Genomic DNA, 25951 nt, shown 5'->3' on the forward strand with positions numbered 1-25951 from the left:
GTAGCACTTTTAAAATAGTACGTACTTTTTGGTTATATAGTAACCAAAAAGTGATAATTGTGATGAATCAGATCATAAATTGATTTTTGAAATTACTCTATTCTACATTTAATCTCTGATATTCATCCTTGCTCAACGTCTTCTCTGCATAGATCTGACCCCAATCACAAAGAGTTCGCAAAGCGGGTTCAAGTGACATCCCCATTTCTGATATGGAATATTCCACTTTTGGTGGTACCTGATTGTACATTTTTCTTATGATTAAATTATTGCTCTCCAACTCCCGCAACGACTGGACTAGCATTTTCTGAGAAATGGTTGGTTTGAGCCTTTTCAATTCACCCGTCCGTTTAGGACCTTTTATTAAGTAATACAGAATAAGAGGTCTCCACTTTCCGCCAATAACATCTAAGGTAATTTCAAGATCACAATAAAAAGTTTTCAATTAAGAAACACCATCCCTCATTTAATTCCCATTATTATAGTACATCTGTTATGAAGGCATCAAAATGCCTAATTATGCTACCAAGTAGGTAACGGTAAGGATCTTCTGTTGGCAGAACTGTAATATCAGGAAAATTTATGGTTTTAATAGGGGATAGTGATTACTTATTATTCCAGATATATGCTACTCTCTCTTTATTCCATAGTTTTCTTAACGGAAAAAGTGGGAATTTAAATGTGGGGGTAATTTACTTGCTTCTATCCGAACGATTGCCGATTGCAGCAAGTCTGTACCCTGAGGAACCTGCGTTAATACGACACGGCCAAACAATGAGTTATGGAGAACTTTATGGTCTAGTCGAAAGACTGGGTCACGCCCTGTATGTTGAAGGACTCCGGGCCGGCGATCGCTTTGCCCTTTTAGGTGATCCAGATCCCCAGCTCGTTGTTGCGTTTTATGCAGCAGTTGGGATCGGTGCTATACCGCTTGTGCCGTCTCCTTTGCTAACAGTATCTGAACTCGCTGCCATATTTCAGGATGCAGAACCGCATATGGTTATTCATGATGACCAACATGCTGAAGCCGCGTTAGCCACGGTAAAGCTTCTTGGGTATTGTCCAAAACTGTTCACGACAGACGAGAAAGTGCCGAATGCCAGTTCGCTCGCTGCTCTTTTACAGCATGAACCCGCGTTCTATCCAAAGGACCATTTCAAACGAAGTGTGGACGATACGGCAGTCCTGATTTATACGTGTGGGACAACCGGCCGGCCAAAAGGGGTGATGCATTCGCATCGTGGTATGGCTGCTTGGAATCAACTTACGCCTTCTGCAGGCTTCGGTCATGATCTCAAGCGTCGTGTGTTAGTGCTCAACCTATCCCATCTGGTGGGCCAGTTCCAGTTGTGGGCGACCATGGCTGCGGGAGGTTGTCTTGTATTCCTAGACGAATACCCGGCGGATGTAAACCGCATTATGGAAGCTATTGAACGTGATCAGATTACACAACTCAGCACAGTAGGCCAACTGCTTCGGGATCTTACTCGTGAGGCATCCGTCGGGGGGAGAAATTTGAAGAGCCTAACACTTATTGGCTGCGGAGGGTCCATTATTTCTCCGGATACACTACAGGAGGTTGTATCGCAATTCCCTCAAGCTTTAATTGTGAACAACTACTCACAAGCGGAATGTGGAATGTCCATAAGCCGCCTGTTTCCTGCTCAACATATAGGCAATCCTCATCTCCTTCGATCTGTAGGTCGTCCCGCCGACCTGGCTGCCCAGGGTGAGCAGGCCTTCGAAGTTCGGATATTAAATCCGGACGGAAGTGAGACAATGACGGGTAAGGCAGGAGAAATCGTTGTTCGAGGTGCACAGACCATGATGGGGTATTGGCGCCAGTTGGAGGCTTCTGCCGAGACCATGCAGGATGGCTGGATCCGAACTGGGGATGTCGGTTGCCTGGATGTGGAAGGTTACCTTTATGTGTTTGATCGCTTGAAGGATATGGTTATTGTGGGCGGTTCCAATGTGTTTTGTGCCGAAGTGGAACATGTCATTATGAACCATGAAGCGGTAAGCGAGGCGGCTGTAGTCGGACTTCCTTTTCCTGACGAAGGAGAGGAACTCGTCGCTTTCATAGTGTTACGGAACGGTGATAGTCTGGATCTGACACGGATGAGAGCGTTTTGTGAGCCATATCTTGCTCCGTACAAATGGCCGACTCAACTGTTCATTGTGGATAGTTTGCCAAGAACAGCTGTGGATAAAATAGACAAAAAGCAGTTGCGGAAGTATCTATCCTCAATGTTATCCAACGGGGTGTAATCAAAGAAATACGTTAGTTCAAAAAGCAATGAATGTTCAGCAGGTGGATGCGTTCCTATAGGAACAAACAGCCCTTCAACTTCCTTTGGGAAGTGAAGGGCTGTACGTATCTCAACCAGCATACTGGCGTACACGAAAATTATATTTATCTCAAAATTGTCGTGGCTTGATTGCCCGCATAATCCTCAATGACCAGCTTTAAAGAGCTGTTGCTGGACGCTGGTGTGAAGGTAAGTTCACTCAGCTTCGTTCTTCCCCGAATGATATACGGGAATTTCTGCGAAACGTAAGTGACGCCGAACTCGCGTGCTACCCCATTTTCATATACATAGATCTTGTACCAGTCCTCCAGATCCGGCAGGGCAAGCGTGTACTTCCCATCTTTTACCGTGACCTTATCCTTGGCATATGGTGTAATCTGAAGATCTGCGAGCTGTCCGGTATGGGTAACCGGATTCTGCCCGCTAATGGCGATATTCAGTACATAATGTTCACCGTTGGTTGGAAGTCCGGTCAGAACGGCAGAGGATTTTTCTTTTTTGACCTGAAGCGACTTGGTGAAGGGTTTATTGGTGTATTCGGTTTCTAGTGTGAGTTGGATAGACTCATTGCCTTTACCCTTGTCTTTATTTTTATCTTTATCCGTATTCTTATCTTTGTCTTTGTCTTTACCTGTATCTTTTGCTTTCTTCGGGTTGTTCCAGCTTACAATGGCATCGCCATTCTTTTTGAATTTCACATCAATATTCTGAACGGCTGCATTCAGATCATAAGGCAGGACGGTTGCTTCACTTTCGGTACCATCTGCACCAACAGCACGTATGGACAGTTCTCCAGAAGGCTGTTTTAGCGATTTAATATAAAAAGTGGAATCATACACACCGCCAACATAGGCACCATTTTCATACAAATTGTATTGCTTGACCTCTGAATAGTCCTTCATGTCCCATGCAACAACCAGTTCATTGGTGTTGGTCAGTGCTTTGGCAATATGGAATCCGGTAGGTGCATCCGGTACAGCCGCAGAACCGTCGAACATACGAATCTCACCAATATTCATCTGATAGTTCTCAATGATTTTACCGTTCGGGTCAAAGGATAATCCCATAGCGGCAATGGTCTTTCCTTGATATGCACTCAGATCCAATGTAGCTGTCTTCCAGCCTTCCGTATGCTGGCCTGAATTAGGCACATTTACGTTGACCACGTTAGACGGATCATCTTCGAAGATTAAACCAACATGCAGAGAAGAAGCATCGCTGGTAGACGGTTTGTTATACGTCAGCTCCAATTTGGATTGTCCGTTGACGGACAGGTCGGTCTTGTACAGGCGCAGGAAATTCTCCGCGTTTAGTGTACCGTTTACCACGAGTGAACTGCCGCCTTGGAATGCGCCAATGGATTCGTAGTTGTACCTTGCGCCTTTCTCATAAGATGGGCCATAATCAAAATCGACACTCAGCTTGTCGCCTTCGCTATCCATCCACCATTGCCAGGTGACAGGGATATCCTGAATGTTGATATTGGACCATTCCTTGTCGTTCGAGACGGCACCGTCTTCATAATATTTCAGACCGTGGCCGGTATTGAAACTTGTCGCAAAATTGGAGCCATTAATGACGGATCGCTCGGTGAGATATGCGGCAATCCCATCCCAGTTTGCACCGGAAGCATACACATCCGACAGATCGGCAGATGCATTACGACGTGCATCCGTTGGGTCCTGATTCGGCCCTGACCACCAGGCACGATCGCGCACAAAGGTCATCCATTGGTACTCATCTTCGGCTCGGTGATTGGTGCTGCCATCGCCCATCTCTTCATCCAGAGCGTTGTGGGTGAAGTCGGCACCCAGTGTCGCGATACTATTCATGGGCTGACCGTTCTCATCCAGGTTATGGCGCAGGTCGTAGGATTGCTTCCAGCGACCGAATTTGTCATGACCACCTTCAACACCAGCAAATACGGTTTCCAGTGGATCAAGTCCCAAGCTAAGGGCATGATCACGGGAATCGCGGAGCATCTTGTGGTTCCATACATAGTTCAGGAAGATGGAATCCGAGACTCTGCCGAGAACAGAATCCTGTACAAAGGGGCTATTAAGGCCGTTAAACTGGTTCTGGTATTGAATCTTGCCTGTTGTATTGATGGTCGAATCATACCACTGAACGTACAGGCCTTTATCTCTTAGATATTTCATGAATTTTTTGTAGGAAGCGATATCCTCAGGGGCTACACCCCGGGCAACCTCTTCCTGATTGAAGAAGTATCCATCGTAGTTGTAGTATTCTGCCATCTCGGCCAGCTTCTCGGCTACAGGGAAATTACCGTTTTCATCCTGGATCAGCATTTGTTTGTACGTTTGTGGTCCACGGTCATTGTCTGAGAAGAAGATGTTGGCAATGGATTTGACGCCATTTTTGTGGGCTGCGTTGGTATAGGCCGGATTCGGAATGTTCAGAATGCCGAACTCGAAGTATTTCTCCGTCCATTCCTTACTCGGGTCATACAGCTCCTCGGGTACTCCGGCAGAAGCCATGCCATGCCAATAGCTGTAGTAGTCCGTATACTGCCAATAATTGAACAGATACTGACTGAATTCATTCGTATATGGTGTGCTATCAAAGAATGCATTGCCGTAATCACCACTCATCGTGAACAGTTGGGTGTCCGGACTAAGCTCAGGATAAGCCTGTGTTGCAGCGAATGCTTCATTACGGGGCTGCAAGGGAACATGGGCACGAAGTAGATCGCCATGGATATCACTTTCGGGTGTCCAGTTCAGAATCTGTGCAGAAGTGTACCCGTGTTGATAGGGCTGATTCACCCCTTTGGCACTTTCACCAGTGTAAGGGAGCGTGTCTCCGGCATAAACGGATGATGCAACAACTTGTCCAATCAGTGCCGTAGTCAGAACCATGGCAGTGACCTTGGGAATGATGCCTTTCGGTTTGAGTTTGCGTGTCATGCTGTTCCTCCTTCAAGTGGAATGAATGGTTGGTATTCTTTTACACAAAGATAAAACTTATGGTTAACGATAGTGGATGAAAGCGTTTTTAAATAGGGTGAAATTAAAGAATCGCGAGTACAAACTAAAGAAAAGTTACAGGTGACAAGTTAATGTCAGAAGCCGGGTGATATAATTCTATGTAAGCTGAACTAATCATAAGGGAATCGAAAAATCTGGGGATAACAGCGATTGGAAGGTTATTCTGTCATCACAGCATCGGAGGGAACATGCGACTTGAAAATTGTTAGCGTTTACAATAATTTCTTCAAAAATAATATGTTTATGAAAATGCTCCTGATCTTCTCCATGATATCGATTGTCACGATCATTACGCTGTCTTATATCATCTTCCTAACGGTGTCCGACTCCACGATTCGCCGGGAATTGGCGATCCAGAAAGCGGCGATGGAACATGTGGATCGGTACATGCATCAGCAGTATGAATCGGTGCAAAACATGGTGAGGGACATGCATCAGAATGAGGCACTGTCTGCCAATATTACATATCTGATGAATCACTCCTACGCTGAATATGTACAGCACATGACGAATGGATATTACGCCAATCAGGACGATTATTCGGCCGATGTGTTGAAACATTTTCAGAACATTATGGATCGTAATTCGCAGATTAACCAACTCATGTTATATAGCGCTGAGCAGCAGGATATGTCCACCTTCAATCAGCACAAGCAGTTCCGCAAGCTGGACACCAATGTAGCCCATTCCTATATACCGGACGTGATGGCGATGGAAACGCCCAATATCAGTGCACCCAACTACTGGATTCGCAAAGAGATCAATCAATGGGACCCTGCGCTCTATTCCATCCGCGTACCGATTAACAATACGCAGACCCTTCGTAATCTGGGGCAGTTTCTTGTGTTTTTTGACTCGCAGGGAATCGGTAATGCACTGGATAACTACGATAGTAACTTGAAGGGAGAAATCGTGGTGTTATCGGCCAAAGGCACAGTCTTGTTCGACTCCAACAATCATTATTATGGCAAGCCGTACCCCTATGTGAATGTGGCCGATTCCTTGTTTGATCAGACGGATATGGATGCGATGAAAAAGGAGCAGAACATGTATGTGAACAAGTTTGTCTCCGCGGATCAGGGTTATGTGGTCATAGGCACTGTTCCGGTGGAAGAGATGGCTGAAACCTATGCGGGCATTCGCAATACCATCATCTCGATCAGCATCGTATGTATTTTGTTTGCCGTGCTGGTTCCGGCGTTTTTCATTATTAACTTTGCGAAACGAACCCGTCGAATCATTCGATTCACACAAAAAGTGAAATACGGCAACCTGACGGCTCGCATCGACGATCCACGTGATGATGAACTGGGGCAGATCTCACATAGCTTCAACGATATGCTTGATGAGCTGAATCTATATATTGAACGCGTCTACAAAGCCGAGATCAAACAAAAGGAGACCGAACTGGTCGCATTACAGGCGCGGATCAACCCGCACTTTCTCTACAATACGCTTGAAGTGATTCGGATGAGGGCCATATCCCAGGGGGCGAGAGATGTCGGCGAGATGATCTATAGCCTATCTGTATTGTTCAAGAGCCTGGTGCAGCAGAAGAAAAACTATACGTTGAAGGATGAGATGGAAGCTTGCCGCTTGTATCTGGAGTTATTCCGAATCCGCTACAAGGATATTTTCATATATACGATCCAGATCGACGCTGCTTATTACCAACACCCTGTGGTGAAACTTTCGCTGCAACCCATCATTGAGAATTATGTGGTACACGGCATTCAGACAGAACGTTCGGATAACCGATTATCCATTGTAGTGGAAGAGACGGATGATGTGATTCAGGTGGAGGTCAGAGATAATGGCAAAGGTATTGATCCTGCACGCCTGACGGAAATCCTTGAAGAACTGGAACGTCCTGAAGAGTCCGGTCAGATGTTCGGCTTGCGCAGTGTTCATAGTCGATTGCGCTTCCTATATGGGCCAGAGTTCGGTATCACCATAGAAAGCACCCTCGGAGAAGGAACACGGATCAGGGTGCGTTATCCACATACAGAAGGGGCAGGTGTGTAATATGTACAAGGTATTTATTGTGGACGATGAGCCATTCATCATTGAAGGCTTATACGATATTGTGGATTGGTCTTCGTTTGGTATGGAAATTGTGAGTCATGCAGGTAATGGGCAGGCCGCGTTACAAGCGCTCTCTTCTCAGCCTGTGGACATTCTGATCACGGATATATCCATGCCACTCATGAATGGTCTCGATCTGATTCGGGAAGCAAGGCGTGTACAACCTGAGCTTAAGGTCATTATCCTCAGTGGTTTCAATGAGTTCGAATATCTGAAGGAAGGCATGCAGTTGGGGATCGAAAACTATCTGCTCAAACCGATTAATGTGGAGGAACTGGAATCCACGCTGAGCAACACAGCATCCAAGCTGGATCATACGGTATCACCTCAAGCCGATGATGCGTATGGCATTCAGATTCTGAAAGATAACATTCTTCATCGATGGCTTACGGGACAGATTGCAGCTGCTGAATTTGAAGAACGTGCCCAGTTCATGAATCTTTCGCTGGATGCACCGGACGTTGCTGTAGCCATCCTGCGTGACAAAGGGCAAGTGTCCGGCATGTTTGAACGCGTAGAAGAGATGCTGAGCGACAGACGCCATCTGAACGTATTTCATGATATCGATGGAGACATCGTCATTATTGCCAATATTCATGGTTCGCGCGACGAGGAACAGGAGTTAATGGATGGCCTTCGGGCGTTATCTGATGCGATAACGGTAACCCACCCTACGGCACGCATTGGAGCAGGCAGGTTAATGAAAGGGCTGTACCAAGCGCCGACCAGTTATGCTGAGGCCAAAAAGGCACTCCAGTATGTGATGATTTATCCTGATCTGAAAGTCATTGACTATGCCATTCTGGATCGTTGCGGCAACTCGGCAGCGTCCTTCTTCATTGACTGGAGGGATTACGCGAAACTGATCCTGTCCCGAAATACAGAACAACTTGCTGACCGGATTCGCATGGATTTTGAACAGCATCGCGATGGGCTTACGCCTGGGGAGCTACAGAATACCGCATTGGAAGTTGTGATTCGCTTCAAAATGGAACTGGAGAGCATCAAGCACTCGGATGAGTCTGCCATATACCAACAAGGGCTTCAACTCGTACTGGACAGTGGCACTTTTGATGAACTCGTGCAGGCGCTTCAGCAAGTGGGGGCGCAGACGATCCAATCCCTATTGCAGGATCTGAAGAATCCGATTGTGAACCAGGTGCTCCAACATATCGACAAACATTACGCAGAAGAACTTTCCCTGAAGCTGCTGGGTGCCCACTATCATCTGCATCCGGTGTATTTGGGACAATTGTTCCATAAGGAGACTGGGGAGACATTTGCCGAATATATCAACAAATACCGGATTGAACGTGCGAAGGAACAACTACGCAATTCCAATCTGAAGGTACATGAGATCGCCCGAAATGTGGGGTATTGGGAGACAGGATATTTCTATAAGCAGTTCCGCAAATACGTGGGAATTTCGCCGACTGACTTCAAGGTGTTTGGTTATTTCGGTGACGGGGAGATCTAACTGTATGGACGAAGATCCAAGAGACATATCGGGAACAGGAAAGCATGGATGAAGATCATGCCATATGTTACCCGGCATGTCTCTTTCATGTAAGCGATTTATTTAAACAGGTACAAAATAGTTGTCCAAGGAGAATTCTCTTTAATTTGTACCTCGAAAACTTAAGTTTATCTTCTTTTTGTAAATGCTTTCATTCGATAAGGTTAAAGCAGTTAGTAAGTAGAGCTAAGGGAACACGAAAAGGGAGGATCAAAGAAATGAGTAAACAAAGAAAACGCTTCTCACTCGTTCTTGCATTGTTAATGGCCGTTACACTTGTTCTTAGTGCCTGTGGAGGAAGCAAAGATGCTTCAGAATCCGGGGGAGCAGGAGATGACGCGGTAGAGTTGATCTGGTATACCATCGGTACCCCTCAGAAAGACGTCAATAAAGTAATGGAAGAAGTCAGCAAGTATACCAAAGAGAAAATTAATGCCACCGTGACGATGAAGATGGTGGACTGGGGTGACTACCCGCAGAAGATGCAGGTTAACGTAGCCTCAGGTGAGCCAATGGATATTCTGTTCACTTCTTCTGGTGGATTCGATTATGTACAAAATGCCAGAAAAGGCGCATTCCTTGAACTGGATGACCTGCTTGCTGAATACGGTCAGGATCTCACCAAGACCATTGATCCTGCATTCCTCAGTGGTTCGAAGGTAGACGGTCACAATTACGGAATTCCAGCCAACAAAGAGTTGCCTCAACAAGAGGTATGGCGCTTTAACCAAATGCTGGTTGATAAATACAAGCTGGACATCTCTGGCGTTCGTACATTAGACAGTCTGGAGCCTCTGCTCAAAACAATTAAGGAAAACGAGGCGAGTGTAACACCATTTGCCATGGATAAAAACTATGTTCCTTACGTGCCTTATGACTATGTCATTCAGAATCTGCCCATGGCAATCAAGCTGGATACAACAGACTATAAGCTTGTAAACATACTGGAAACACCTGAAATGAAAGAAGCACTTACCACGATGCACAAATACTACAAGGCTGGTTATGTATCAGCAGAAGCGGCAACAACAGGTTCAACGAACGACCTGACAACATCGGGCAACTGGTTCCTGGATCGTGCACAGACTCAGCCGCTCGCGGACAACCAATGGTCTGCAAGTTACGGTTATCAAGTCGTTTCAACACCTGCAAGTGAAGCAATTATAACGAATACTTCTGTACAAGGTTCCATCATGGCCATCTCGGCCAACTCGGAATATCCAGAGAAAGCGATGGAGTTCCTGAACCTGTTGAATACAGATCCTGTGCTGCGCAATATGGTGGATTCCGGTATCGAGGGTACACACTACAAAAAAGTGGATGACACGCATATGGAAAATCTGCCTGAATCGAAAAACTACGATATGCCTTCATACTCCCTTGGGAACAACATGCTGCTCTATCTGAACAGCAATGACCCGGATAACAAATGGGATGAGTTCAAGAAGTTTAACGCTGAAGGTATCAATTCCCCGATCCTGAGCTTTAACTTTGATGCAAGCAATGTATCTGCCGAACTGACGGCGGTACAGAACGTGAAAGAACAGTATTGGGCAGCACTGATGACAGGTACACTGGACCCGGCAGCCAATCTGGATCAAGTGATTGAGAAGTTCAATCAAGCCGGACTGGAGAAAGTAATGGCTGAAGCCCAAAGCCAGCTGGATGCCTGGAGAGCGGAAAACAAGTAACAGTACATCGTAAGGATCGGGCGGCTGCTTATCGCGTCCGGTCCTTTTTCATTCAAGCCTGAAGGAGGAACTCCACAATGACTACATTTTTGAAAAACCTGCTTAGAAACCGGGTCATGCTGCTCATGGTGCTGCCAGGCGCCATCTGGTTCTTCTTCTTCTCCTACTTGCCTCTTGTGGGTACAGTGGCTGCCTTTAAGGAATATCGCTTCAGCCGTGAAGGGTTCTGGGCAAGTCTGATGAAGAGTGAATGGGTTGGCTGGGACAATTTCAAATTCCTGTTCAGCACAAGTGACGCATGGCTCATTACACGCAATACCCTCTTTTATAACATCGCGATTATCTTCCTGGGACTGGTATTCTCTGTAGCATTGGCAATCCTGCTCTCGGAACTCGTGAATAAACGACTCGCTAAACTGTATCAAACCGGTATGTTTCTGCCGTATTTTTTATCCTGGGTTATCGTTGGTTACTTCGCTTTCAGTTTCCTGAGTATGGACCGCGGGATGTTGAATCAGATTATTGGCTGGTTCGGGATGGAACCGATTCAGTGGTACTCCGAGGCGAAATATTGGCCCTATATTCTGGTGTTCGTAGCGTTATGGAAAACGATTGGTTATAGCAGCGTTGTCTATCTGGCTTCCATTCTGGGAATTGATAAATCGCTCTATGAAGCAGCCATGATCGATGGGGCAAGCAAATGGCAGCAAATTCGCAATATTACGATTCCGTTATTATCACCCATCATTACAATCATGACCTTGCTGGCTGTAGGTCGCATTTTCTATGCCGACTTTGGACTGTTCTATCAGGTGCCAAGGGATTCGGGTACGCTCTATTCCGTTACCAATGTTATTGATACGTATGTCTATCGTGGATTGAAAACAAGTGGTGAGATCGGCATGAGTACAGCTGCGGGATTGTATCAATCCGTCGTAGGTTTTGTACTCGTTATGATCTCCAACTATGTTGTGCGCAAAGTAGATAAAGACAGCAGCCTATTCTAGGACAGGGAAAGGAGTGAACCACCATGGCTCAAGCAGGGCTTGTTAAAAAACGCGACTTCCACCACGTATCCAGCGGTTGGAACGTAATCATGAACATCATTGCAGGTCTATTCGCTCTGATCTGTGTATTTCCTTTTATATTTGTAGTCATCATCTCGTTTACGGATGAGAAAGCACTGGCTCGTGATGGATATCGTCTGATTCCGGCAGAATGGAGTCTGGCGGCATATCAGTTTGTCTGGCAGAGTGGGGACACGCTGCTGCGGGCGTATGGAGTTACCATTTTGGTGACGGTACTTGGTACCATCATCAGTCTGATTCTCATGTCGCTGTATGCGTATGCGATTTCACGCAAGAGCTTCAGATATCGGAGATTTTTCTCCATCTTTGCCATTCTGACCATGTTGTTCAACGGCGGGATGATTCCAACCTATATGGTTGTTTCCCAGCTACTTGGACTGAAAGATACCTTATGGGCACTGATTCTGCCGCTGGCGATGAATGCCTTCTACATTATGATTCTGCGCACGTTCTACTCGACCAGTGTACCGGATGCGGTCATTGAATCGGCGAAAATTGATGGAGCCGGGGAGTTCTATACCTTTATGAAAATCGTGATTCCACTCTCCTTGCCGGGGCTTGCAACCATCGGGTTGTTCAGCACACTCGGTTACTGGAATGATTGGTTCAATGCGCTGTTATACATCGATAATCCCAATCTGGTGCCCCTGCAATCCATGCTGATGCGGATTGAGTCGAGCATCCAGTTTATTCAGCAGAACTCTGCTAACAGTTCGATGAGTCTGGCAGCCATGCAGTCCATTCCACAGGATACGTCCCGAATGGCGATGGTTGTGCTTGCCACGTTGCCGATTATATTCGCTTATCCGTTCTTCCAACGTTATTTTGTACAGGGTCTGACAGTGGGCGCGGTCAAAGAATAAACGGATCTTGTTATAGGATTGGAGAGATGCAGATTGATGACTTACAAAGACCAGAGCAAATCCGTAGAGGAACGGGTGCAACACCTACTGAGCCTAATGACTACGGAAGAAAAGGTAGGCCAACTTACGCAGCCATTTGGCTGGCAGACTTATACCAATGATCAAGGCAACATCACGTTAAACGATTCCTTTAAGCAGCAAGTGGAAAATGGGGGCATTGGCTCCCTCTACGGGGCACTTCGTGCAGATCCCTGGACTGGCGTTACGCTGGAAAATGGCCTATCCGCCAGAGAAGGCGCGGAGGCGGTCAATCTCATTCAACGCTATGCGGTAGAGCATTCCAGACTGGGTATTCCCATCCTGATCGGAGAAGAGTGCTCGCATGGACATATGGCGATTGACGGAACGGTCTATCCCGTTCCCCTTTTATTGGGAAGTACGTGGAATGTGGATCTATACCGGGAGATGTGCCAGGCAGTAGCAAGGGAGACACGTGCCCAAGGTGGCGCGGTGACCTATTCTCCGGTATTGGATGTTGTGCGTGATCCGCGATGGGGACGTACAGAGGAATGTTTCGGAGAAGATCCGTATCTCATTGGGGAACTGGCGGTTGCCTCCGTGGAAGGACTTCAGGGTGAAAGTCTGGAACGGGACGATGCAGTTGCTGCTACGCTAAAACATTTTGTTGGTTACGGCAGCTCGGAAGGTGGGCGTAATGCGGGACCTGTGCATATGGGCTGGCGCGAACTGCTGGAAGTGGATCTGTACCCTTTCCGCAAAGCGGTTGAAGCTGGGGCGGCGTCGATCATGCCAGCGTACAACGAAATTGATGGCACGCCTTGCACCGTGAATACAGAATTGCTGGAAGATGTTTTGCGTAAGGATTGGGGCTTTGACGGTCTGGTCATTACGGATTGTGGCGCGATCAACATGCTGGCAAGTGGGCATGATGTCGCGTCAGATGGACTGGATGCATCGGTGCAGGCGATAGAGACAGGCATCGATATGGAAATGTCCGGTGAGATGTTCGGGCAATATCTGGAGCAGGCGGTGGCAGAAGGCAAGCTTGATGTACAGGTCCTGGATCAGGCTGTCTCTCGCGTGCTAGCACTGAAATTCAGACTGGGCTTATTCGAACAGCCTTATGTGGATGCTGATCGGGCAGCAGAAGTGATTGGCAGTGAAGTGCACGTTCAGCTGGCACGCCAGTTGGCAGCGGAAGGTGTTGTACTTCTCAAAAATGAGGCTGATACGCTACCTCTATCGATAGCAAATGTGGGCCAGATTGCCGTCATCGGTCCAAATGCGGATCAGGCCTACAATCAACTGGGCGATTACACATCTCCGCAACCGAAGTCCAAAGTGGCAACGGTACTGGATGGGATTCGCAGCAAGCTGGCTAATCATGTGAATGGGCAAACGGAAAAGAGTTCTGTTGGTTCTTTGACTGGTGACAGCAGTACAGATCAGATTCTTTATGCACCGGGCTGTCGGATTAAAGGTGATTCAAAAGAAGGATTTGAGCGTGCCATCGAAATTGCCAGCCAGGCGGATACGGTCATTATGGTGGTTGGCGGCTCCAGTGCACGTGACTTTGGAGAAGGAACGATCGATCTGAAGACGGGCGCTTCCAATGTATCGGATAACTCATGGAACGATATGGAGTGCGGCGAAGGCATCGACCGGATGACGTTGGGTCTTGCCGGAGTTCAGCTGGAACTCATTCAGGAGATTCACAAGCTCGGCAAGAAGCTTGTCGTTGTCTACATTAATGGTCGCCCCATCACTGAGCCTTGGGTAGATGAACATGCCGATGCAATTCTGGAGGCGTGGTATCCGGGCCAAGAGGGCGGGCATGCCATTGCAGATATTCTGTTCGGTGATGTGAATCCATCGGGTAAATTGACGATCTCCATTCCGAAGCATGTCGGACAATTACCGATCTACTACAACGGCAAACGTTCCCGCGGCAAGCGTTACCTTGAAGAGGATCTGGAGCCACGTTATACATTTGGATACGGACTGAGTTATACCACATTTGAGTACAGCGAACCGCAGCTGAGTTCTTCGTCAATGACAGTCGGTGAATCAGTTACCGTATCGGTGAATGTGACCAATACCGGCCCTTATGCAGGTGCAGAAGTAGTACAGATGTACATCTCTGACCTGGTCAGCTCACTGACTCGTCCCGCCAAGGAACTGAAGGGGTTTGCGAAAGTGCACCTGAAGCCTGGAGAGACACAGACCGTGGAATTCCAAATTGGAGCGGAGCAGTTGCAGTATATTGGGCGTGATTTGAAGCCTGTCGTTGAACCAGGACAATTCCATATCCATATCGGCAGTAGCGTAAACGATACGCAAATGGCCGAACTGACTGTAAGGGAGGCGTAAAATTGTGGAACGTATCAGACGATTTATTCGCGAGTTGTCCGAACATCAGTGGCTGGAGCAATTGCAGCTGCGCAGCTGGGACATTACCCGTGCTTATTATAATGTACCAGGACAGTATGAGGATCAGGGTGAATATCCGGAAGGACAAGATTTTGAGCGTTTTCCGAGCAAACAGGGAACGACTTATTTCTTCAGAACACGTCTGGAGATCCCTGCTACGTGGCAGCAAGCACCATATGGGCTTGTATTTGAAACCGGCGGAGAAGGCTTGCTGCGGGTGAACGGGCACTCTTATCAGGGTCTGGACCGCAATCACACCTACGTCACGCTTGATCCGACCAAAGTCGGGACCAATCCGGAACTGGAGATCGAGATGTTTGATCCGATCCCTGAACCCGTGGACCCCTTGAATCAACAGGCGGTTATTCAGCCGCCGATCACATCCATTACGAGCCTGCTGGTGAGACCAAATGAAGCGGTTCGTAGTCTGATGTATACCGTCATTATTGTGCGTGATTCGGCTGTGTTGCTACCGGAAAGTGACTTTCGGCGGGTTCGCCTGTTAGAACTGGTGTATCGTGCGATGGATCAATTTGTAGGCATGTCAGCAGAAGAGATTGAGCAGGGAGAGCGTATTCGTCAGATTGAGCATAATCTGAAGCATCATGTGCGTGAGATTGGCGGAAACGCGGAAGGTCTGGAGCATATGGTGGGACAATCCCATATTGATATTGCCTGGCTGTGGCCTGTGCGCGAGACCGTACGTAAGACTAGCCGTACCTTCTCCACCGTGGATGCACTCATGAATGAATATCCTGACTATGTGTATTCGCAGAGCCAACCCTTGTTATATGCATTTTTGAAAGAGCATGACCCTGAGCTGTACGCGCGGGTAAAGCAGCGGATTGTAGAAGGTCGCTGGGAGCTGGTGGGCGGCATGTGGGTTGAGCCGGATCTGAACATCCCGAGCGGGGAGTCCCTGATTCGCCAGATGTTATATGGTCAGCTTTTCTATATGGAGGAGTTTGGCAAGACATCACAGATTGAATGGCTGCCGGATACATTCGGGTACTGTGCCTCCCTGCCGCAGATTTTGAAGCATGGCAACGTAGAGTATTTCATGACGACGAAGCTCGGCTGGAATGATACAAATGTGTTTCCATATGATCTGTTTCACTGGGTGGGCATTGACGGCACGCCAATTCTGTCTTATCTCAATCATGGTGTTAACGAGCACACGCTGCCGAAGGACATTCATGATCACTGGCAGTCCTACCGCGAGAAAGCAGCGCATCCGGAGCACATGCTTCTGTACGGACACGGAGATGGTGGCGGTGGCGTAACACGCGAAATGCTGGAGTATGTGGATCGCGCTGACCTGATGGTAGGGCAGCCAGCCAGTCGATACAGCACAGCCGGAGCTTTCTTTGCCGGAGTTGAAAAGGAACAACCTCTACTTCCGAAGTGGCATGGTGATCTGTATCTGGAGTTACACCGGGGAACCTACACGACCCATGCACGCAATAAGCGCAACAATCGGAAAGCGGAAGTTCTGTATCGAGAAGCTGAGCTGTGGAATACACTCGCTCAACCGACTATGGAGGCGAATACCGAAGCTGAGGTGCGTTCAGCACTGCACGACGGCTGGAAATTAATTTTGCTGAATCAATTCCACGATATTATACCAGGATCGGCGATTACGGAGTCCTACGTGACGTCGAATGAGGAATATGTACAGGTATTTGAATTAGGTAGAACCGGACTGCATCAAGGCATTGCAGCATTGACAACGGGTATCAACACCGAGGGACCAGAAGGTTCGGTAGCTTATGTTGTATTCAACAGCCTGGGCTGGAAACGGAGTGCAGTCGTTCAGTTGTCTGTGCAGAATGGTTTGGATCGCTACGCAATTGATGAAGAAGGCCAGCGCCTGCGGATGGATCGGGAGGATGTCAGCATGTCTATTCTCGTGACGGACATTCCCGCATTTGGATATAAGACGATATGGCTGGTTCCGGAAAATACAAGGGAAACGAATGTACGGGAAATGACGAGCCTTGCCGCACAACCAACCTTTGCTGATACATGGGATACCGCCTTTTATCATGTGCAATTCAACGAACGTGGGGAGATCACCCGTCTGTGGGATAAAACTGCGGAGCGTGAGATGCTGAAGCCGGGTGAACGTGGCAATCAACTTCACTTCTTCCACGATCGTCCGACGTTATGGGATGCATGGGATATCGACAGTCGTTATGAAGAGCAGATTGCTGGCGAAGTGGAACTGTTGGAGAAAAAGCTGGTGCTGGCGGGTACAACGAAGGATGTCTTGCGCTTCCGGTGGAAGCTTCATCAATCGGTGATCACACAAGATATTGTCTTTTATCATGACTCACGGCGAATCGACTTCCAGACACAGGTGAACTGGAATGAAGATCACAAGCTTCTGAAAGTCGGCTTCCCGATTGATGTGGTGACCTCCAAGGCCACGTTCGAGATTCCATTTGGCGCATTGGAACGTCCGACGCATCGCAACACAAGCTGGGAACAAGCCCAGTATGAAGTCTGTGGACATCGGTTCGCGGATGTATCCGAATATGGATACGGCGTGAGCCTGCTCAATGATTGCAAGTACGGGTACGACGTGCAAGGAAGCACGATTCGTTTGTCCTTGCTGCGTGCACCGAAATGGCCTGATCGCACCGCCGATCTGGGAGAACATGAATTCACATATTCCTTGTACCCACACGACGGAGACTGGAGAACAGCACACACCGTACGTCAGGCAGCCGAATTGAACACGGAAGTGGTCGTTCAACAAGTAGAGCAAATACAACAGCCACAACAAGTGCACCCGATGGAACAGGTGCAACAGAGGGATCAATCACAACAAAGTGCAGAGTCAGAAGTATATCCAACCGCAGATGCAACGACGACTGCCGCACAATCTCGTCCAGCAACAGGCTCCTGGATTAACTTCAACAGTAATCACGTCATTCTGGATACCGTCAAACTGGCAGAGGATGGACAAGGAACCGTGCTGCGTTTCTATGAATCATCAGGCAAACGCGAAGACATCACATTGGAATGGCCACATGCGTTCGAGCAAGCATATCACTCTAATGCACTGGAAGAACCAATCAAACCACTGTCCCACACGAACGGCCAGATCACACTATCTTTTAAACCTTACGAAATACAAACCGTGCTACTGCGGTAAACCTTTTTGAAATATTTCTGAGCTATACATGTTCAACTAAAAATTTACACGATAACGGAGAGGACAGAAAGAATTCGAAGAAGCGAAGCGTTCGCCTTTATTCCCAGATTTTACCCTTTAGAAAAGGGAATCAAAAAAATCTGGGGATAACAGCGATCGGAGGATATTTCTGACCGCGCAGTGGTCCCGTGTAAATTTTTTGTTTCATCCTGTATAGCTACACCATTCAATTTGTTTAAGGAGTTGCACTCATCCATGGAACAGTTCAGATTACCCAAAATACCAATGCCGCCCGTCCCCTTGCCACAATCCATTCAGGCCGTGCTTGAAGAAGCAGAACAAAAGCTGGCTCACCGTCCAAAACTGCTTCAATTATTCAAAAACTGCTTTCCCAATACCATTGAAACAACAACCAAGTTGATGGAGGATGGTACCACTTTTGTCATCACAGGAGATATTCCAGCTTCCTGGCTGCGTGATTCCGTGGAGCAGGTGGTCCATTACATTCCGTTTGCAAAAGAAGACGAGGATCTGCAACGTATTATTGGCGGGCTGATTAAACGTCATATCCAGTACGTTCACATCGATCCATATGCCAATGCCTTCAATGAGACGGCCAACGACTGGCACTGGAACACCACGGACGAGACCGACATGTCCCCTTGGGTGTGGGAACGCAAATTTGAGATCGATTCATTATGTTTTGTTGTGCGGTTGGCCTATTTATATTGGAAGGAAACCGAGCTGACCGATATTTTTGATTCAAGCTTCAAGGCAGCGATGCGTAAAATCGTGGACCTGTTCAAAGTCGAACAACATCACATGGAACAATCTCCATATCGTTTCACTCGCAATAACGGTATCCCAACAGATTCCCTGCGCAATCACGGCAAAGGTATGCCAGTAAACTACACGGGTATGATCTGGTCTGGCTTCCGTTCCAGTGACGATGCTTGTGATTTCCACTACAACATTCCGGGCAATATGTTTGCGGTTGTCGCTCTGCGTCAGATGCAGGAGTTTGCCGAGTGGGTATTCCGGGATATGGAACTTTTGCAGGAATTGAAGGATCTTGAGCAGGACGTGGATCACGGGATTCAGCTGTACGGTATTTATCGTCATCCCGAATTCGGACCCATCTATGCGTATGAGACGGACGGTTATGGCAACCACTGTCTCATGGACGATGCGGGTACACCGGGACTCATGTCCATTCCATATCTGGGTTACGTCACAGCGGATGATCCAATCTACCAGAATACGCGCCGCTTCGCCTTGAGCAAAGAGAACCCGTTCTATTATGAGGGCAAGGTTGCCAAAGGAATCGGTAGCCCGCACACCCCTCCGAATTATATTTGGCATATGGGTTTGTCCATGCAAGGACTGACTGCGCAGTCTGCCGAGGAGAAACTGGAGATTATTCGCATGCTTGAAGCGACAGATGCAGATACCGGTTATATGCATGAAGGTTTCCACGCCGATGATCCAACGATTTTTACACGAAAATGGTTTGCATGGTCCAACAGCCTGTTCTCCCAGTTGGTCTATAGATCCATGAAGGATGGCCTGTTATGAGTATGCAACCTAATGATAAAAAGCTGATAATCTTCGCTGATCCTGCGTTTCCAGTGGAGGGAGCTTTTCCAACTGAGCAGGCTCTGAATACATGGGAAGCAGTCGGAGAGATTCGTGTTGTAAACGCTGATGAACTTGCAGAGGCGTTGAAAGCGACGGCTGGTGAAGGATGTTTCGTCAATCTGCATGCTCCGTATTTTCCCAAATCGGCTTGGATGGAGATTGCAGCTTATCTGCATCAGGGAGGGAGTCTGATCAGTGTTGGTGGTGCGCCTTTCAAACGTCCGGTTCGATATGAGAATGGGGCATGGGTTGTAGAGTCCGAGCAGACCGCCTATCACCAGGAGCTCTATATTCATGAGGCGTTAAACGTATCTGCTGACGGTGTGCAATCATTCACTTCATCAGAACAGATCCCGCTTCTGGCCGGCAAAGAAGGACTTTTCGAGATTTCAGATACATGGAATCTGGTTCCGCATACGACCAAAAACAGTGATTTGCCGCACCAGATGGGTTCTGCAGGCACGATGAGTACACAGATTCACTCTTTGCTTCGCGGGATCAACAAAGATGATCGAAGCATTGCTGCCCCAATCGTCCTATGGGAAAACTCCCGCGGGACTTTCGTTGGTTCGCGCTGGATGTTCGTACATCTACCGTTGACCCCTTCATTCTGGGAGCAGGATGGTGCTGCTGAGATCGTGAAGTGGGCACAGTTCTGTGCGCAAGGTGTAACCGAGTTATCTCTGAAAACGAATTATGCCTCGTATGAGCCAGATGAGCGGGCAGTACTCACACTTCAAGGCCAGATTGTACAGCGTGCAGGCAAAAGGCGTACAGCGTCTGAGCTGTGGACGTTTGACATAACAGCGGAGCATGAGGATCGCACAAGTGGCACGGCGAAGAAGGTATGGAACCATCGACTGGAGATGGAACTTTCCGGTGAGCAGCGTTTCGAACGAATCCTTCTCCCGGTTTCCATTGAAAGTGGACTGTATCGGATTGTATGCCGCGCACAGGCACCTGACGGAGAAGTTCGGATCTTGCGTCAAGGCTTCTGGGGACAGGATGCCGCATTGCTAACTGAAGGGGAAGTAATCACCCGCAGCAGAGATTATTTTGTTAAAGATGGACGACCTCTCCCTGTTGTAGGCATGACCTACATGACATCGGATGTGGCACGGAAATTTCTGTTTCTGCCGAATGCGGATGTCTGGGATCGAGATATGGATCAGATGGAAAAAGCCGGAATTAACTGGATACGTACGGGGATCTGGACGGCCTACCGCAACATGATGCAGGTGGACGGACATATGGCAGAGGATGTACTCCGTGCCATTGATGCCTTTATTTTAACGGCGAAGCGTCATGGCTTGCAGGTCACGTTCACCTTCTTCTCTTTCACACCGGAGACATGGGAAGGAACGAATCCGTATCTGGACCCGCAAAGTGTGGAAGCACAGAAACGTTTCATTCGCAGCATTGTCAGTCGTCATACGCACACAACGCATGTGGACTGGGATCTGATTAATGAGCCATCGATGTTTGATCCAGTGCGCATCTTCTCAGCTGGCCCACGCTCCGCGAGGGATTCGTATGAACAGCAGGCTTTTGTCGAGTGGCTTCAGCAGCGGCATCAGACGATTGAAGCGTTGCGGGAGGCATGGAACATGTCACCGAAGCAGCTTCCCAATTTTGCAGCCGCGGTGATCCCGGAGGCAGAAGAGATTAATTTTGATGTACAGGACATGCACAAGGCCAAAAAAGGAACACGCTGGCTCGATTACTGTCTCTTTTCTATGGAGATGCACAATGTTTGGGCAAGAGAGCTTGTAGGTACGATCAAGGATCTGGTTCCCGATCATCTGGTCACCGTGGGGCAGGATGAAGCCCTTGGTGCGCAGCGCCCTTCGCCGTTCTTCTATGAACGTGAAGTGGATTATACAACGGTGCATTCCTGGTGGTTAAACGATGATCTGATCTGGGACGGAATTTTTGCCAAAACGCCACATAAGCCTAATCTCATTCAGGAGACGGGTATCATGTATGTGGAAACACCGGATGGACGAGCCAAACGTACGGAAGAAGAGCTGCGCGGCATTCTCGAACGCAAGTACGCCTATGCTTTCTCGACAGGCGGTGCAGGAGCCGTGCAATGGATCTGGAACACCAACTTCTATATGGATAATGCCAATGAGTCTCATATCGGAGCGCTGCGTGCAGATGGTACGGAGAAGCCGGAGGCGGATGTGTCTTATGATTTTGGCCGCTTCATGCATGGCATTCGTGATCTCTTTGAGGACCGTGAGCTGGAGGATATTGCAGTGGTGTTCCCGTATTCCAATGATTTCTCCAACCGTGCCCTGGCCTATGATGCCACAACAAAGCTGACTCGCGTGATGTCCTATGATCTGAAACTACCATTCCGTGCGTTATCCGAATATCATCTGGAAGCGCTGGAGCAACAGCCACCCAAGCTGATTATCGTTCCGAGTCCGCATAATATGGACAGCGACGCACTGCATCAATTGCTCACGTTTGCAGAGAAGGAAGGCACGAGCCTGCTCATTACAGGGCCGCTGGGGCTGGACGCATATTGGAAAGCAACTGACCGAGCTGATCATCTTGTAGGCCAACGCAGTTTGGGTAACGTGCAGCGGGAAGAACTGCTGAATATTAATGGCGTGAATCACCGGGTGACCTATGGACGGCGTCGGATCGCCGAGGTGGCGAAGGAGACGTTGCTTCACAAGGATAAAGATACACCAGATGAAGTAACCGTTTTGCCTTTGGGTAAAGGGAAATTGATCTGGACCCCACTGCCGCTCGAGTTAAATGGACGGGATGAACCACTTGCTGAATTGTATCGTTATGCCACTGAGATTGCTGGCGTCCAACAGGAGCTGGAATGGATATCCGGTGGGGATATCGCAGGGATTTATGGCCGGAAGTTGAGTTTTCCAAAAGGAAATCTGTATGTATTCGTATCGGAGTTTGCCTTGAACCATGAAGTTCATGTTAGAGATCAACGTACAGGTGTATCGTATGCGTTCCAATTGGAGAAAAATCGTTCCGTGTTATTTGCCACAGATGCTTCCGGAAAGCTGAATGGCGTGTATCGCCCGGATGAGGTTGAGATTGTACAACATGAGGAAAGAGGTGGCGTAACACGATGACCAACCGGACAAACAAGTCGAAGAGAGCGCATATTATTTCGCATACCCACTGGGATCGGGAATGGTACTTGCCGTATGAGAAGCATCATATGCGGCTCGTTCAGCTCGTCGATTCACTGTTGGATCAGCTGGATGAAGGATCAGACTATAAAAGCTTTTATTTGGATGGACAAACGATTATTATCGATGACTATCTTCAGGTTCGACCAGAACAGAAGGAACGACTGGAGAAGCATATCCGCAATGGCCGGATTGTGATTGGACCATGGTACATTTTGCAGGATGCGTTTCTGACGAGTGGTGAAGCCAATGTGCGCAACATGCAGGTTGGACACAAGGATGCCAAACGTTACGGCCCCCCTTCGAAAATCGGTTATTTTCCCGATACATTCGGATTGGTCGGACAGACTCCGCAGCTGATGCAGCAATCAGGCATTGATAATGTGTTTTTTGGACGTGGTGTGAAGCCTACAGGATTTAATAATACGGTATCGGATGCCGGATATGAATCAAGCTTCTCGGAGCTGATGTGGGAAGGGCCAGATGGGTCGAAAGTGCTCGGCGTATTGTTTGCCAACTGGTACTCCAACGGGAATGAAGTTCCGGTAGACGAGGCTTCGGCTCGCAAGTTCTGGGAAACCAAGCTTGCAGACGCTGAGAAATATGCATCCACCAATGAGCTTCTGTACATGAACGGATGTGATCATCAGCCGATTCAGCGAGACCTGCCGGAAGCCATCCGTATGGCTGAGCAATTATATCCCGATATCGAGTTTGTTCACTCAAACTTCCCGGACTATCTGACCGCCCTGAGAGCATCGTCTGAACATGAACTGTCCACGGTCAAAGGCGAACTGCGCAGTCAGCGTACCGATGGCTGGGGAACTCTGGTGAACACCGCCTCGGCTCGTGTGTATCTGAAACAGATGAACCAGTTAGGCCAGACCATGCTGGAAAAAGTGGCTGAACCATTGGCATCCTATGCTTATCTGCTTGGACATGCCTATCCACATGATCAACTGACATATGCCTGGAAAACGCTCATGCAGAATCACCCCCATGACAGCATCTGTGGATGCAGTGTGGATGAGGTACATCGCGAGATGGTGACACGGTTTGATAAGAGCCGTCATGTAGCAGAGGCTTTAATTGAAGAGAGCACCAGCCAGATTGCTACAGCTGTTGATACCTCCATATTTGAGCGTTACGGCGAGCAGGCTCGACCTGTTGTGGTATTTAATACAACGGGTTGGGAACGCAGCGGTGTAGTTCAGATGGAACTGGACGCGGCTCGGTTGTATTTCCGGGATGGATATATATTGGAGGAAATGGCGGCACAGATGAAAGCCGTTGACCTGTCAAATCGCATACTGGTAGATGAAGATGGTAATCACATTCCATGTACGGTGGAGGATCTGGGTCTGCAATTTGGCTATGATCTGCCGGATGATCGCTTCCGTCAGCCGTATAGCTGTCGGCGCATTCGTATTCGTTTTGAAACAGAAAATGTAGCTGCATTTGGCCTGAAGACGTATGCATTGGTCAACTTTATGGATGCCACAACGAGTGGTATTACATCGAAAACGACTACCCTGTTGCGTGGTGAACGTGGGATGGAAAATCAACATATGATCGTCACGATTGCAGACAATGGTTCATTCACCCTCACGGATAAACGGACAGGCCGGACTTACAAAGACCTTGGCGTGTACGAAAATGTGGGCGATATCGGTAATGAATACATGTTCAAGCAAACAGAGAACGAAGTGGCGCGGACAACTGAAGCACTTCAGGCTGAGATTCGGGTCCTTGAGGCCACATCATACTTGGCATCGTTCGAAGTGATTCACCATTGGGAAATACCGGAGTCAGCGGATGAGATGCTGGATCAGGAACAACGGGAGCTGATTTATTATCCACACCGCAAAGCCCAGCGTTCAGCGAAAATGATCCCGCTACAGATCCGCACTGTGATATCACTTAGTCGTAGTGGAAAAGGCGTCCAATTGAAAACGACCTTCAACAATCAGGCAAAGGATCATCGGGTGCGGGCACTCTTCCCAACGGATATTGTATCTGCTGTTCATCATGTGGATTCCATGTTCGAAATTGCAACGCGTGATAACACGCCTGCACCAGAGTGGCAGAATCCAAGCAATACACAGCATCAACAGAGTTTTGTGGATGTGAGTGAACAAGATGCGGGACTGGTCGTAGCCAATCTGGGTCTGAATGAATATGAAGTTCTTCAGGATGGACGCAACACCATCGCCGTTACGTTGCTTCGTGCTGTGGGTGAACTCGGAGACTGGGGATTGTTCCCGACACCGGAAGCACAATGCCTTGGTGAACATACATTTCAGATGGAGATTATTCCTCACGATGGCAATGGTGCAGCGTCTGGTGCATATATTGAAGCCTATCAGTTCCAGGTTCCTTGGACGTTGGCACAGACCGAAGTACACCCGGGTTATCTGACACCTAGCAACACACCGTTTGCATGGCAAGCGGACGGCTTGGCTTTTTCTTCACTCAAGGTGAATGAAGATTCCGGTGATGTGATGCTACGCTGGTTCAATATGACTACCGGCACTGCTACGTTGATGCTTTCAACATCGCAGGCGAACCCACAGCCATTCGAAACGGCATATAAGAGCAACATCCTGGAGGAAAAGGGCGAGATGCTTCATGCCTACAGCATAGAAGAGGCATCGACATTATCATTTGCCAACAAGGAATGGAACATACAGACAGGTCCATGTGAGATTATTACTGTCGGCTTGCGTCGCGAATAGAGGTTGAAGAGCAAAATTTTGAACACGCACTAAAAGGTACAGGACTGTAAGTGTACTATGCACGAGGCATTATGTACGGTGGTGGAAAGGTTACGCTATTTACAAGATGTATCTGTTGAGTTATTGATTGTTTTTCTATAGAATGGACAGTAGAATTGCTAATGATCGAAAGTGCCTATGCCATCAAGATGGCCATGGGTACACTTCAATTGTTCATTCTATATTGAAACA

Annotated in this window: 13 protein-coding genes; 11 read left to right on the forward strand and 2 right to left on the reverse strand. The window is 48.0% G+C overall.

Translation table 11 applies throughout. The features are described from left to right. Positions 1-97 precede the first annotated feature (97 nt). A complete protein-coding gene (locus MHH93_RS16545) occupies positions 98-445 on the reverse strand; it encodes a winged helix-turn-helix transcriptional regulator (protein ID WP_500054888.1) in 348 nt (115 codons plus the stop codon). A 251-nt stretch (positions 446-696) separates the two neighbouring features. Between MHH93_RS16545 and MHH93_RS16550 the strand changes: the two genes are divergently transcribed. Beyond that, a complete protein-coding gene (locus MHH93_RS16550; RefSeq protein ID WP_500054889.1) occupies positions 697-2271 on the forward strand; it encodes a class I adenylate-forming enzyme family protein in 1575 nt (524 codons plus the stop codon). Positions 2272-2416: 145 nt separating this feature from the next. Here the strand turns inward: MHH93_RS16550 and MHH93_RS16555 are convergent, their stop codons facing one another. Further along, positions 2417-5239, reverse strand: coding sequence for an endo-beta-N-acetylglucosaminidase (locus MHH93_RS16555; protein ID WP_500054890.1), 2823 nt, complete (start codon positions 5237-5239; stop codon positions 2417-2419). Positions 5240-5515: 276 nt separating this feature from the next. On the opposite strand from MHH93_RS16555, the gene MHH93_RS16560 reads away from it, so the two are divergent. The 10 genes from MHH93_RS16560 (at position 5516) to MHH93_RS16605 (ending at position 25720) form a co-directional block, all read left to right on the forward strand. Then, the gene (locus MHH93_RS16560) at positions 5516-7345 is read left to right on the forward strand and encodes a sensor histidine kinase (protein WP_500054891.1); all 1830 of its coding nucleotides are present in this window, start codon (positions 5516-5518) and stop codon (positions 7343-7345) included. A 1-nt stretch (position 7346) separates the two neighbouring features. Beyond that, on the forward strand, positions 7347-8882 hold the full coding sequence (locus MHH93_RS16565) for a response regulator (RefSeq protein WP_500054892.1): 1536 nt from the start codon (positions 7347-7349) through the stop codon (positions 8880-8882). A gap of 257 nt (positions 8883-9139) precedes the next feature. Then, positions 9140-10612, forward strand: coding sequence for an ABC transporter substrate-binding protein (locus MHH93_RS16570; RefSeq protein ID WP_500054893.1), 1473 nt, complete (start codon positions 9140-9142; stop codon positions 10610-10612). Positions 10613-10689: 77 nt separating this feature from the next. Further along, positions 10690-11619: an ABC transporter permease gene (locus MHH93_RS16575; protein WP_500054894.1), complete on the forward strand. Its 930-nt coding sequence runs from the start codon at positions 10690-10692 to the stop codon at positions 11617-11619. Between the two features lie 23 nt (positions 11620-11642). After that, on the forward strand, positions 11643-12563 hold the full coding sequence (locus MHH93_RS16580) for a carbohydrate ABC transporter permease (protein ID WP_062837930.1): 921 nt from the start codon (positions 11643-11645) through the stop codon (positions 12561-12563). A 36-nt stretch (positions 12564-12599) separates the two neighbouring features. Continuing rightward, positions 12600-14954 carry a glycoside hydrolase family 3 N-terminal domain-containing protein gene (locus tag MHH93_RS16585; protein ID WP_500054928.1) on the forward strand — a complete coding sequence of 785 codons (2355 nt, stop codon included), beginning with the start codon at positions 12600-12602 and terminating at the stop codon, positions 14952-14954. A gap of 4 nt (positions 14955-14958) precedes the next feature. Beyond that, complete coding sequence (locus MHH93_RS16590; protein ID WP_500054895.1) at positions 14959-18174, forward strand: alpha-mannosidase; 3216 nt, start codon at positions 14959-14961, stop codon at positions 18172-18174. Positions 18175-18429: 255 nt separating this feature from the next. Then, on the forward strand, positions 18430-19749 hold the full coding sequence (locus tag MHH93_RS16595; RefSeq protein ID WP_500054896.1) for a glycoside hydrolase family 125 protein: 1320 nt from the start codon (positions 18430-18432) through the stop codon (positions 19747-19749). Next, entirely contained in the window at positions 19746-22925 is a 3180-nt protein-coding gene (locus tag MHH93_RS16600) for a beta-galactosidase (RefSeq protein WP_500054897.1), read from the forward strand. The genes MHH93_RS16595 and MHH93_RS16600 overlap by 4 nt, the downstream gene beginning before the upstream one ends. Beyond that, complete coding sequence (locus MHH93_RS16605) at positions 22922-25720, forward strand: alpha-mannosidase (RefSeq protein WP_500054898.1); 2799 nt, start codon at positions 22922-22924, stop codon at positions 25718-25720. Before MHH93_RS16600 ends, MHH93_RS16605 begins: the two co-directional genes overlap by 4 nt. Positions 25721-25951: the final 231 nt, after the last annotated feature.

The organism is Priestia sp. FSL H7-0729 (genome assembly GCF_038005685.1).
Classification (GTDB): domain Bacteria; phylum Bacillota; class Bacilli; order Paenibacillales; family Paenibacillaceae; genus Paenibacillus.

Excerpts from the sequence above, each read along its gene's own strand:
- MHH93_RS16600 (WP_500054897.1), top strand. The coding sequence starts at position 19,746 with ATGAGTATGCAACCTAATGATAAAAAGCTGATAATCTTCGCTGATCCT.
- MHH93_RS16605 (WP_500054898.1), top strand. The coding sequence starts at position 22,922 with ATGACCAACCGGACAAACAAGTCGAAGAGAGCGCATATTATTTCGCAT.
- MHH93_RS16575 (WP_500054894.1), top strand. The coding sequence starts at position 10,690 with ATGACTACATTTTTGAAAAACCTGCTTAGAAACCGGGTCATGCTGCTC.
- MHH93_RS16580 (WP_062837930.1), top strand. The coding sequence starts at position 11,643 with ATGGCTCAAGCAGGGCTTGTTAAAAAACGCGACTTCCACCACGTATCC.
- MHH93_RS16585 (WP_500054928.1), top strand. The coding sequence starts at position 12,600 with ATGACTTACAAAGACCAGAGCAAATCCGTAGAGGAACGGGTGCAACAC.
- MHH93_RS16555 (WP_500054890.1), bottom strand. The coding sequence starts at position 5,239 with ATGACACGCAAACTCAAACCGAAAGGCATCATTCCCAAGGTCACTGCC.
- MHH93_RS16565 (WP_500054892.1), top strand. The coding sequence starts at position 7,347 with ATGTACAAGGTATTTATTGTGGACGATGAGCCATTCATCATTGAAGGC.
- MHH93_RS16595 (WP_500054896.1), top strand. The coding sequence starts at position 18,430 with ATGGAACAGTTCAGATTACCCAAAATACCAATGCCGCCCGTCCCCTTG.
- MHH93_RS16570 (WP_500054893.1), top strand. The coding sequence starts at position 9,140 with ATGAGTAAACAAAGAAAACGCTTCTCACTCGTTCTTGCATTGTTAATG.